The 12,314-nt window shown below is 33.4% G+C and carries 9 protein-coding genes; 4 read left to right on the forward strand and 5 right to left on the reverse strand.

Going from position 1 to position 12,314, the window contains the following annotated elements; all coding sequences use genetic code 11:
- Positions 1–103: 103 nt before the first annotated feature.
- Both NNH57_RS09465 and NNH57_RS09470 read left to right on the forward strand, forming a co-directional pair.
- Positions 104–1,204 carry a response regulator transcription factor gene (locus tag NNH57_RS09465; RefSeq protein ID WP_108807770.1) on the forward strand — a complete coding sequence of 367 codons (1,101 nt, stop codon included), beginning with the start codon at positions 104–106 and terminating at the stop codon, positions 1,202–1,204.
- Between the two features lie 117 nt (positions 1,205–1,321).
- A complete protein-coding gene (locus tag NNH57_RS09470) occupies positions 1,322–2,620 on the forward strand; it encodes a TlpA family protein disulfide reductase (protein WP_108807769.1) in 1,299 nt (432 codons plus the stop codon).
- 142 nt (positions 2,621–2,762) lie between these two features.
- On the opposite strand, the gene NNH57_RS09475 is transcribed toward NNH57_RS09470, so the two are convergent.
- Complete coding sequence (locus NNH57_RS09475) at positions 2,763–3,485, reverse strand: CDC27 family protein (protein WP_074408858.1); 723 nt, start codon at positions 3,483–3,485, stop codon at positions 2,763–2,765.
- Between the two features lie 19 nt (positions 3,486–3,504).
- On the reverse strand, positions 3,505–6,957 hold the full coding sequence (locus NNH57_RS09480) for a pyruvate carboxylase (RefSeq protein ID WP_074408859.1): 3,453 nt from the start codon (positions 6,955–6,957) through the stop codon (positions 3,505–3,507).
- A gap of 281 nt (positions 6,958–7,238) precedes the next feature.
- Between NNH57_RS09480 and NNH57_RS09485 the strand changes: the two genes are divergently transcribed.
- The gene (locus NNH57_RS09485; RefSeq protein ID WP_074408860.1) at positions 7,239–8,078 is read left to right on the forward strand and encodes a hypothetical protein; all 840 of its coding nucleotides are present in this window, start codon (positions 7,239–7,241) and stop codon (positions 8,076–8,078) included.
- Between the two features lie 190 nt (positions 8,079–8,268).
- Positions 8,269–9,093 carry a hypothetical protein gene (locus NNH57_RS09490; RefSeq protein WP_074408861.1) on the forward strand — a complete coding sequence of 275 codons (825 nt, stop codon included), beginning with the start codon at positions 8,269–8,271 and terminating at the stop codon, positions 9,091–9,093.
- Between the two features lie 81 nt (positions 9,094–9,174).
- On the opposite strand, the gene NNH57_RS09495 is transcribed toward NNH57_RS09490, so the two are convergent.
- From NNH57_RS09495 to NNH57_RS09505, 3 genes are all read right to left on the reverse strand, one after another.
- Entirely contained in the window at positions 9,175–10,305 is a 1,131-nt protein-coding gene (locus NNH57_RS09495) for a TRAP transporter substrate-binding protein (protein ID WP_254504152.1), read from the reverse strand.
- Between the two features lie 85 nt (positions 10,306–10,390).
- Positions 10,391–11,737, reverse strand: coding sequence for a TRAP transporter large permease (locus NNH57_RS09500; RefSeq protein ID WP_108807768.1), 1,347 nt, complete (start codon positions 11,735–11,737; stop codon positions 10,391–10,393).
- 2 nt (positions 11,738–11,739) lie between these two features.
- Entirely contained in the window at positions 11,740–12,240 is a 501-nt protein-coding gene (locus tag NNH57_RS09505; protein ID WP_074408863.1) for a TRAP transporter small permease subunit, read from the reverse strand.
- Between the last annotated feature and the right edge of the window lie 74 nt (positions 12,241–12,314).

Genomic DNA, 12,314 nt, shown 5'->3' on the forward strand with positions numbered 1-12,314 from the left:
ACCAAGGTGATAGATATATAAAGATGATTCTAATTGTATACATTTATGACAATAAAACGTTAAGAAAACTAAATATCTTATAATTTTCTATAATTACTTCAGCATGAAGAGCAGACATCTTGTTTACATCATTCTATTTTTTTCAAATCAATTTATCTGTGCACAGTATGAAATTTCTGGTCAGCTATCAAATTATAATGAGCTTTGGCATGATAAAATTTATATGGCGTACATAGAACCAGGCGAAAACCACAATATTGCATCTTCCCGTCAAATTATTAATTCTACAACACTTGATACGTATGGGAATTTTGTTTTCAAAGGAAATAATTTACCACCAGAAAACAGTTTTGTAAGAATTTACCTGGTAGAAAGCGAAGAAATTGATGTAATGTTATCTCGTAAACCTAAAAATCATATTTTACTTATTCTTAACGACAAATCAAAAATACATATAGAATCTTCAGATTTTAGTTCTAACCCTCTTGATTATATAATCACAGGGGATTTTGAGAAACAAAATAATAAAATAAAAGAGCTAGAATTATCGCTCTACAATATAAATAACCAAGATTCTAATCCTTATCTAAAATCAGAAAAAGGGAAAAAGTTAATTGCAAAAAAAAGAAAACACATTATTAAAGAATTCTGTAAATCAAACACGTATCCGCTTGTAAACATATTTGCCGTTCAAAAATTAAATATTGAAAAAGATTACACAAATGATTCCGATTTTTACAAAGAGCTTCTTTATAAGTTAAAGAAAAGTAATAAAGAAACATTTGCCTATGTTGAGGCATTTAGTAAAAAAATAGATGTAATTGGATATAAGACTAATAAGGCCGAACACAAAGCTGATAAATACAACTTTTCTCTATTTAAGGATATTGCGATTATTCTCCTTTTCTTATTCGTAATTATCTTAATTATTTACATTTTTAGTCTGAAAAAGAAAATTGCCTCAATATCACCGACCCATATTCAACCCAAAAAATATGAGTTTACAGATTATAATCAATTAATTAAATCACTCACCAGGCGCGAAAAAGAAATATTAGAACTTATCATCCAAGATTATCAAAATAAGGAAATTGCCATCCAACTTCATTTAGAAGTTTCTACTATTAAATCTCACCTATCAAAGATGTACACCAAACTTAATGTTAAAAATAGAAATGAACTTAAAACAATATTAGCCTCTTAATTAGAGAAGATAACTAGTCCTTTTTTCATACTGGTATTAGTTCTTTTTTAGTCTTATTTAAATGTTTGAGCTCTGGGTGAAGCTATACTTTTGTTTCAACTTCAAAAAATAAGATTAATGAAAAAAATCACAATTCTTTTTAGCTTCATTATCACACTAAGCTTAAGTTGTACTAATGATAGCGCTAAAACTTTGCCCCAAGACACTAGCATAACCTCCCCAAGAAAGGCTATCGAAATCTCATTAAAAGACATTTATAACAAGCCAGATCTTGTAATACCTACAATTGCATCTCTTAAAGGAGAAGTTATAATTTTAGATTTTTGGGCTACCTGGTGTAGCCCATGCATCGCAGAATTCCCTAAGAACAATGTATTATACAATAAATACAAAGACAAAGGAGTAAACATCATTGCCATTACAAATGATCCAAAAGAAAAATTAGAGAATTTTCTAAAAAATGTTGATCTTGATTTTTGGATTGCTAGAATAGAGGACAAACAAACCCTTAAGGATTATGAGATTCAATCTTTCCCTAGTATTGTAATTATCAACAAAAAGGGTGAAATCGTTCATCGAGGCAGACGCATTACTGAAGAATTAATAGAAGAGGTTTTAACAACAGACACCATTGCTCTTAAAAAACTAACAGAACCAAAAATGAACAATGACTCTAAATTGTCGGGAATATCATTTGCTGGTGGTTTTTATCCAGGTGAAGATCCTGTTTATATTGATTTAATAAAAAATATAAATGCAAACAAAACTGAAGCATCCCGTAAATTAGTCGACAAAGCAAATATTAGAAGTTTTGTAATACGCAAATCACCATATCAAAAAAGTAATATTGCTGGCTATAGCTCAAGGAATAGTTCTGTCGGAATTACGATTATAGGTAATGAGTTAACCAATATTTTCAAAATAATTAATAATATTCCTTCAGAAATTCGAATACAAAATAAATCCAAGGACACTTTTGCTTATGACATCATATATTCTAAAAATGAAAAAGGAAATGATGTAAAAAAAGCATTTAAAGAAATACACGAAGAGTTATTGAGTTATTTAGATATCAAATTTAAAAATGTTGAAAATGAACATTTAGTAAACAAATTAACGGCTACTCTTCCCAATCAATATATTATCACAAAAGATGAATTAGAAGAAGGAACCTCAACACTTTACACTCCTATTCAACGACTCTTACCACTTTTTGAAAACACATCTAAAGAGTTTTTCACTTCTGACATTGACTTAAAAGACAAATTAGTCTACACCTACGGTATAAAATTAAACGAAATCAAAAAAGTTACCGATCCCATACACGAAATTAAACTACTTCTTCAAGAAAAAGGAATTATAATAACAAAGGAAAAAGAGCATATTGAAACTTTTGAGATTATCGATTCGCAATAATTCATTTTTTTCTTCAAAAGAAAATTTTAAGAGAGCTTTCAAAAAGCAACTCGTAACACACTAGCCCCATTAGATTTTATAACCTCACAGGTTTTGAAAACCTGTGAGGTTATATATTTTTATATTACAATCTAGAGTATGTCTAAAGAGAAGAAGCTAATTTCTTTACATCATTTACTACTCCCTGATATTTACTTCGATTGGGTTTTGACATGTGTCGAGATTCTGTCAAAATTTCGGATAGAATTTCTTTAGCTTCTTCATTTTTTCCTTTTTCTACCAAAAACTGAGCAAATATATATCGTTCCTGATAATTAGAATATCGTTGATCAATCTGTCTCAAATTATCTTCTGCTTTTTCAGACTGTCCTATTTCTTCTAATGCCAAACCATATAAAAACTGACTTCTAGATCCTTTAAAATCAGGTTTAGCATTTATCTTCTCGGCACAAAAGATAACTTTATCATAGTTTTTGATTTGATAATACCCTTCGATCAATTTTTTGATGACACCTGTATCTTTATCATAATTAGTACTAAGTGCCACTTCGTATTCGTTTATAGCATTAGTATAATCTTTTATTTCTAATAAAGCATCTGCCAAATTCACTCGATTCTGAAATGTATCAGCAAATTCTAATTGTTTTTGTAAATCATCAATCTTCTTGGTAGGATTAATCACGTTCACAATTTCATTCTGAACCACATCCAAATCTTTCTTACTAAATACCTGAGTCAAAAGGTAGATAACACTCCCCAATACTGGTAAAAATATAATTACAAAAAACCAATAGTAATTGTTTTTATTCTTGATAGCATGGTAAATACAAAAGCCTTGTAAGGCAATAATTAAAAAATATGGCATGATGTAAAAATAGACAAAACTATTTAAGCATGATCACCAAATCATCTGCATTTACCATCGTACCTGATTTAAGAACAATTTTCTTAATCACTGCATCTTCATTGGCTGTGATGGTGGTTTCCATTTTCATGGCTTCGATGATAAATAGTGGATCATTCTTCTTTACTTCCTGACCTGTTTTGACTAATACAGAAGATAATGATCCTTGTAAAGGGGCACCTATCTGTTTAGCATCGGCCTTATCGATTTTGGCATGTATTACTTTATCTACCTTAATCGAATGATCTTGTATCTCTACATTTCTGGTTTGACCATTTACTTTAAAGAATACAGTTACTTTACCATCATCATGAGGTTCTCCTACCGATATTAATTCTATTAACAGAATTTTTCCTTTATCAAGTTTTATAATGATCTCCTCTCCAGGTACCATTCCATAAAAAAAGTTTTTGGTTGGTATCGTCATCACATTACCATACTTTAAGTGATGATTATAGGCTCCTGTAAAAACTTTTGGATATAATTTATAAGAAAGGAAATCTGTAATATCCAGTTCTCTTCCCATACCTTTTTTGAATATTTTGACAAACTCTGTAAATTCGGTTTCAAAATCAACAGGTTCCAGATGTGCATTAGGTCTGTTTGTAAATGGTTTTTGATCTTTTAGTATTGATTTCTGAAGATCTTTTGGGAATTCGCCAACGGGCTGCCCTAATTCTCCTTTAAACAAACTAACCACCGATTGTGGATATGAAATAGTATCTCCCCGCTCTTTTACATCTTCTATGGTTAGGTTATTACTCACCAGATATTGCGCCATATCCCCCACTACTTTAGAGCTTGGTGTTACCTTCACAATATCTCCGAAAAGCTCATTTACTTCTCCATACATTTTAGTAATTTCATGAAAGCGATCTGCTAACCCTAATCCCTGCGCTTGTGGTTTTAAGTTAGAATATTGTCCTCCTGGGATTTCGTGTTGATATACTTCTCCTGTTCCTGCTTTTAGTCCAGACTCGAAAACATAATAGTATTCGCGTACAGCCTCCCAGTAATTAGAATACTCATTTAATTTAGAGGTATCCATTACATTCTCACGCTCATGAAATCTCATCATTTCTGTTATCGCATTAAAATTAGGTTGTGCTGTTAATCCAGATAGCCCACCTAAAGCAACATCTACAACATCTACACCCGCTTCAATTGCTTTGAGATATGTTGCTGATTGTACCGAAGAAGTATCATGCGTATGCAGATGTATAGGAATATTAATTTCGGATTTTAATGCCGAAACCAATTCATACGCAGCATATGGTTTTAGCAATCCTGCCATATCTTTGATTCCCAGAATATGTGCTCCTGCATTTTCGATATCTTTGGCCAGTTGAATATAATAATCGAGAGTATACTTCGTTCGGTTTGGATCTAAAATATCTCCTGTATAGCATAAGGAACCTTCGGCAAGTCCTTGTGTTCTTGTACGTACATGTTCGATACATGGGGCTATAGATTTCATCCAGTTTAGGGAATCAAAAATTCGAAATACATCTACTCCATTCTCCCAGGATTGTTCTACAAATTTCCCTATCAAATTATCAGGATATGCTGTATATCCTACACCATTAGAGCCACGAATCAGCATTTGAAGTAATATATTGGGCATTGCTTCTCGTAGCGAGCGAAGTCTTTCCCATGGATTTTCTTTAAGGAAACGAAGGCAGACATCAAAAGTAGCTCCTCCCCAAACTTCCATACTAAAGATTTCGGGATGGTTTTTAGCAAATCCTTCTGCCACTTTAATCATATCATAGGTACGCATTCTGGTTGCTAACAAACTTTGATGCGCATCACGCATCGTAGTATCTGTAAAATGAATTTTCTTTTCATTCTTGAGCCATGTTGCAAATTTCTCTGGTCCTAATTCGGTAAGTAAATCTTTGGTTCCTTTTGTATATCCCGAGGTTTCGTCAAATTTTGGAACCGTAGGTACTACAAAAGTTTTTGTATCGTCAATCTTTTTAACATCAGAATTACCATTAACGATAATATCTCCTAAGAAATTGGCCAATTTGGTAGCTCGATTACGAGGCTCTTTAATCGTAAATAATGATTTTGTATTCTGAATAAAATTAACAGTTACCTCTCCTTTTCTGAACGTATCGTGCCTTAGGATATTAGCCAAAAATGGCATATTGGTTTTTACACCACGTATTCTAAACTCAGACAGCGCTCTTAACATTTTTCTACATGCACCATCCAGAGTTCTACTATTTGCCGAAATTTTAACCAACATCGAGTCAAAGAATGGCGAAATGGTTACTCCCTGATACACACTACCAGCATCTAACCGAATCCCAAACCCCGAAGCACTACGATAGGTTGTAATAGTACCATAATCAGGTTTAAAATCATTTTCGGGATCTTCTGTTGTAATCCTACATTGTAATGCAAACCCCGTTGTTTTTATACTCTCCTGACTTTCAATTTTAATCTGTTTATCAGATAATTTATATCCTCCTGCAATAAATACCTGAGCTTTGATCAGGTCTATTCCTGTTACAATCTCTGTCACTGTGTGTTCTACCTGTACACGTGGATTTACTTCAATAAAATAAATACTTTGATCTTCATCAACCAAAAATTCTACAGTACCGATATTATTATAATCTACTGCTTTACAAATAGCAAGAGCATAATTGTATAAATCCTGTTTTATATGTTCGGATACTCCAAAAGAAGGAGCATATTCGATTACTTTTTGATACCGTCGTTGTACCGAACAATCGCGTTCAAAAAGATGCACCATATTACCGTGATGATCTGCTACGATTTGTATTTCGATATGTTTTGGGTTCTCTACAAACTTCTCTAGAAATACGGTATCATCTCCAAAGGCATTTAAGGCTTCTCTTCGTGATTCTGGGTATGCTTTTTCTAGTTCTTCATCATTTCGAATCACTCGCATCCCTCGGCCTCCTCCTCCAGAAGCAGCTTTAAGCATTACCGGATACCCAATACGCTTCGCTTCTTTTAAAGCAATTTTTACATCTGTAAGATCCTCTTTATTACTCTCTATGATAGGAATATCATTCTCGATCGCTACCTTTTTAGCCGTAATCTTATCTCCCAGAGAACGTAAAACCGATACTTTGGGGCCAATGAATATAATATCATTTTCTAAACATTGTTGTGCAAACTCTGCATTCTCAGAAAGAAATCCATACCCTGGATGAATTGCATCTACATTATTGCTTTTGGCAACCTTTATAATGGCCTCTACATTTAAATAGGGCTTTAATGGTTCATTATTTTCGCCAATCTGATATGCTTCATCTGCCTTGTACCTGTGTAAAGAATATCGATCTTCGTAGGTATACACTCCTACTGTTTCTAATCCAATTTCTGTACAAGCTCTAAAAATACGGATTGCAATTTCCCCCCGATTAGCTACTAAAACTTTTTTGATTTGCATGATATAAATTATGAGTTAAAACCATTTTTAGCGAACATTCGCTACGAAGATATTCATAACAAAAATGCTGTGCAACAGTAATGTTAAAATTGGTATAAATAAAATTAATCTGTGATATGCTTAACAATCTTCTGTCTCCAATTCAGCATCTTATAATAACATCTTATAACATAACCTTAACACAAATTAACTACACTCTTTATAAGATTCTGTGAGTTATAATCGTTTACTGATCATACGTCCCATAACATTTTTCAATTTATTAATTAAAGCTTTTAACAATGAAAAAAAGAATTTTTGCCTACACAGGCCTGTTATTCATAACCTGTAGCTTCTTGCTAAGCTGTAGTAATGACGATGACGCAACACAAATACCAACTACTGCGGTTACGACTTCAAAACAATATAAAGACATCACATCTGCTAACAAAGAAATAAATTCTGTAGTAGAAAATGTTTTTAATACCGAAACTAATATTGGTAATAAGTCTTTTTCTAATGTAAAAACACCTGAGTGTGCAACGATCACTTCTGAAGTAACTGATCAAACCAAAACAGTTACTATCGATTTTGGAGATAATTGCGAGTTACCTAATGGTGAAGTAATTTCTGGTAGAATTCAGATGAGTTTTAGTCTTAAACTAGATACAGAAAGTAAAATTGAGATTAGTTATAGCCTAGATAAGATTGTTTATAAAGATATTACTGTGAGTGGAACTGCCACTACTATATTTTCTTTTAACAGTGACACAGGAAATACTAAATTCACTACAAATTCTGATTTCACATTTGCATGGACAGATGGAATTACTGCTACAAGTAAAACTAATTTTGCAACAGAGTCTTTCCCAGGAAATAGTAATCCAGACACACCGCCTAATCTAATTTTTTATAGTTTAACTACAGGTAATAGTCTCACTCAGTTTAGTAATGGTGATCGATTTGCTGTGGAGATCACAACTCCTCTACGTAATGAAAGTTCATGTCAATACACTGTGAGTGGTATTATAGTAACTACAGAGAATAGTGCTGTTATTACTTTAAACTATGGTGATGGGGAATGCGATAATATTGCAACTCAGACTGATGCTGATGGTAATGAAACTACTATCGAATTGTAGTACGATCTTTCAAAATAATTAAAACGTTTTAGAAAAAATTTCTGAAACGTTTTTTTTGTTATACCATGAAAATAATCTAATAAACTTTAACAAAGGATTAGTACCTCTCATTGACTGTATTAGTTAAGTTTGCCGCCCAATACCCCGCAGTTAACTTATATATAAACCTTTATTTTTTAATTATTTTCTTATGAAAAACAGAATTATTGCTTTTGCAAGTATTTTGGTAGCTACCACTTTTTTGTTTAGTTGTAGCAGTGACGATGACAACACAAATGAAACAAATCCGATTACCGCCTCGGCTAAATATAAAGATGTGAGGTCTGCAAATCGAGAAATTAACGCTGCAGTACAAGGTTCTATGAACAATCCATCTAATGCGAATCGTAGTTTAAAGAATAGATCTAATGATTGTATCACCCTTACTTCTGAATTAACAGATACCGGAGGAACCGCTACTATCACTTTTGGTGAAAATTGTACATCTCCTGATGGAAAAGCTATTTCGGGGACAATTTTATTAAGCTATAAGATGAAAGAAGCTTCTGGAGTGTTAGCATTCGATATAACATACACCTTAGAGAACTTTTCTTTTAATGGTATAACGGTAAGTGGAAGCTCTATTGCCACATACAATATACTAGACAAAAAATTTGTTACAGATTCTAACTTTAAGTTTACCTGGGACGATGGGCTTTCTGTACTAAGTAAGAATACTACTTCAGTTGAAATCGTAATTAATGAAGAATCTGCCGAGTCATATACTCTTATTAATATGGATACTAAAGCTGAGTTTAGTAGTGGAGAATTATATACTTCTAAAACTACCACTCCTTTGAGAGTAGAAAACGACTGTAAATATGTTGTAAGCGGTGTTCTTGTAACCAATGAAAATGCATCAACCATTACTTTAGATTATGGTGATGGAACTTGTGATAATGTTGCAACGCAAACTGATTCTGATGGAACTGTTACCACAATAGATTTGGACGTAGAAGAAAACTTCACGCTTTAATAATCATTTTGTGTCTTATCTATTATAATCGATAAGAAAAACCGTTTCAAAGAAAATTTCTTCTGAAACGGTTTTTTTTGATTACTTCTGTATCTTATTATAATAAGCTTTTTCTGTTACTTCGGACCATTTGGAGATCCTTTTCTGAAAGCTTGAATAGCTCTCATATACTTCCTTAGAAAGTGGATCATCTCCTATCATTTCCTGGATGGCTTCATCGGTAAATCCTCGCAGAGCATCTAGAGTTCCTTTAGAAAATTCACGAATCTCGACACCTTCTTCATGTATTAATTTATCGAGATAAATCCCATTTTGTCTATCGAACTCTGCCAAAACCCATACTTGTGCTCGTTTAGAAGCTGCTTCTAAAACGGCTTGCAGATGTGGGGGCAAACCATCATACAAGTTCTTATTAATAAAAAACTCAAGTTGTGAACCGGTCTCATGCCATCCTGGTGTATAATAATATTTTGCAATTTTATGAAACCCCATTTTATAATCGTGATACGGGCCAATCCATTCTGTAGCATCAATAACTCCTCTTTCTAAACTTGTATACACCTCGCTACCTGCAACCAAAACTGCTGCTCCACCGGCTTTTTCTAATACTTTTCCTCCAATTCCTGGTAAGCGCATTTTTAATCCTTTAAAATCTTCTACAGAATTGATTTCCCGGTTAAACCATCCTCCCATCTGTACACCTGTATTTCCTCCCATAAATGGTACGAGGTTAAATTTGGCATATGTCTTTTTCCATAATTCATATCCTCCTCCTGTTTCTAGCCAGGAGGTAATTTGTTGACTATTCATCCCAAATGGTACGGCCGCAAAAAACTGTGCTGCCGGGGTTTTTCCTGCCCAATAATATGCTGCTCCACATCCCATCTCAATAGTTCCCTGGGATACTACATCAAAAGCTTCTAACGGAGGTACTAATTCTCCACCACCATATACTTTTATTTTAATCTGCCCATTAGACAATTCCTCTACCCATTCTGAGTATTTCTCTGCAACTTCACCTACTACCGGAAAGTTTGGCGGCCAGGTGGTCGTCATTTTCCAATAAAACACTTTGTCTGGTTTAGTCACATCATACGAAGTAGTACGCATACTTGCCGGTGGATCTCCCAAACAAGAAAGAAATAACACTACAGTGGCTACTAAGGTCAAATACCTTAAAATTTTATGTTTTTGGATGATAACAAACTTCATAAGACTTAGTACTATATTATTAAACATCTTTAGAAATAAAAAAAGGGTATTCTTTTATCGTTTCTAAAGGATACATTTTAGTATTCTATTTTGATATAAAAATAATTTCAGGAAAAAATACAACTACACCAACAATAATTAATTGAATAATGATAAAAGGTATAATTCCTTTATAAATCTGACTGGTTTTTACATGATCTGGCGCAACACCTTTAAGATAAAACAAAGCAAAGCCAAATGGTGGTGTTAAAAAGGACGTTTGCAGATTTAATGCTATTAAAATCCCGACCCACAACATATCCATACCAAAAGCATTAAAAATTGGAGTTACTACCGGTACTATAATAAAAACGATTTCAATAAAATCAATAAAAAAGCCTGCAATAAAAATCACTACCATCACCAATAGCAAAAACATAAGAGGTGTTAAATTAGATGACATAATCAATTCTTGCAGATATGCATCTCCCCCCAACGTTCTGAATACTAAGGTAAATGTAGTTGCTCCTAAAAGAATAAAAAACACCATCGATGTTAATTTTGTAGTTTCCTGAGCTACTTCTTTTAGAATTTTAAACGAAAACTTTTTTTGAATTATGGTTAGTATTGTTGCGCCAATAGCTCCAATAGCAGAAGCTTCTGTAGGAGAAGCTATACCCGTAAAAATAGACCCCAATACCAATACTATTAAAAGTATTGGCAAGAAGAGTACTTTTAGAATTTTTGAAGTAAAATTAGCTCCTCTAAATGCTGCAATCTCTTCTGCAGGAATACTGGGAGCATCTTCTTTATGAACGAAAGATTTTATTAAAATATAGGCAATATATAATCCTACCAATATCAAGCCTGGCAATAGTGCTGCAGAAAATAACGCTCCTACATCTACAGAGGCTGCTCCTCTTGATGAGCTATTGATTGTGTCTGCTAATAATACCAATACAATCGATGGTGGAATGATTTGCCCTAATGTTCCTGACGATGCTATCACTCCGGTTGCAAGCTCTGTTTTGTATCCTCGTTTAAGCATTGTAGGTAGGCTTATTAATCCCATTGTCACAACTGTTGCTCCCACAATCCCGGTAGATGCTGCAAGTAAAGCACCAACAATCACTACAGAAATTGCCAAACCACCACGTACACGCCCAAACATCATTGCCATAGTTTCTAATAAGCTCTCTGCAAGACCTGATTTTTCTAACATTATCCCCATAAAAATAAATAGAGGAACCGCCATTAGCACATAGTTATTAACTACTCCCATAATTCTTGCCGGAAGCAAATAAAATGTAGACATCTGAAACACTTCTGGAGCAAAAATAGATACCCCAAAGGCAAAGGCTACCGAAATCCCTCCTAACGTAAAAGCAACTGGATATCCTCTTAGAATCAGAATGAAGATAATTACAAATAGTAGTATTGCCAGGTATTCCATTTCTAATTCTTATTAAAAATAATTTGAATTGATTTCAACATATGGGATATTCCTTGAAGTAACAGAAAAACAAAACCCAGAGTAATACAAAATTTAAGTATGTATAGGGCAGGTAAGCCTCCCGGTTGAGGAGAACTCTCTCCTATCATAAAAGAAGATAACCCATAATACCAGGAAGAAACAATAACTACATAACACCAGGGAATAAGCAAAAGAGCTCCCCCTAACAGGTCCACCCACGCTTTTCCTTTTCTAGAAAGTTTGGTATAAAAAACATCTACCCGTACATGTTTCTCGTATTTAAAAGTATACCCAGACGCTAAAAGAAATAGCATCCCAAAGAGATAAATCTCTATTTCGATCATCCATACATAGGTAAACTTGAAGATATAGCGAATAATTACATCAAGACCAATGACTATCGCCAGTAACGCTGCTACCCAACTAACCAGTACTCCTATTTTCTCACCAACTCTGTCGAGAAAATTGATAATTTTTTGCATCTAATGATTTATGTTACTAATATCTGGGTTGAAGATACTAAAATTAGATGCATTTAAAAACGGAAGTTAGTAAT

The sequence above is a fragment of the Aquimarina spinulae genome (genome assembly GCF_943373825.1).
GTDB classification, from domain to species: Bacteria; Bacteroidota; Bacteroidia; order Flavobacteriales; family Flavobacteriaceae; genus Aquimarina; species Aquimarina spinulae.

Bases quoted from the DNA above. Each gene is read 5' to 3' on its own strand.
- NNH57_RS09465 (WP_108807770.1), top strand. From the start codon at position 104: ATGAAGAGCAGACATCTTGTTTACATCATTCTATTTTTTTCAAATCAA.
- NNH57_RS09480 (WP_074408859.1), bottom strand. From the start codon at position 6,957: ATGCAAATCAAAAAAGTTTTAGTAGCTAATCGGGGGGAAATTGCAATC.
- NNH57_RS09475 (WP_074408858.1), bottom strand. From the start codon at position 3,485: ATGCCATATTTTTTAATTATTGCCTTACAAGGCTTTTGTATTTACCAT.
- NNH57_RS09500 (WP_108807768.1), bottom strand. From the start codon at position 11,737: ATGGAATACCTGGCAATACTACTATTTGTAATTATCTTCATTCTGATT.
- NNH57_RS09495 (WP_254504152.1), bottom strand. From the start codon at position 10,305: ATGAAGTTTGTTATCATCCAAAAACATAAAATTTTAAGGTATTTGACC.
- NNH57_RS09490 (WP_074408861.1), top strand. From the start codon at position 8,269: ATGAAAAACAGAATTATTGCTTTTGCAAGTATTTTGGTAGCTACCACT.
- NNH57_RS09470 (WP_108807769.1), top strand. From the start codon at position 1,322: ATGAAAAAAATCACAATTCTTTTTAGCTTCATTATCACACTAAGCTTA.
- NNH57_RS09485 (WP_074408860.1), top strand. From the start codon at position 7,239: ATGAAAAAAAGAATTTTTGCCTACACAGGCCTGTTATTCATAACCTGT.
- NNH57_RS09505 (WP_074408863.1), bottom strand. From the start codon at position 12,240: ATGCAAAAAATTATCAATTTTCTCGACAGAGTTGGTGAGAAAATAGGA.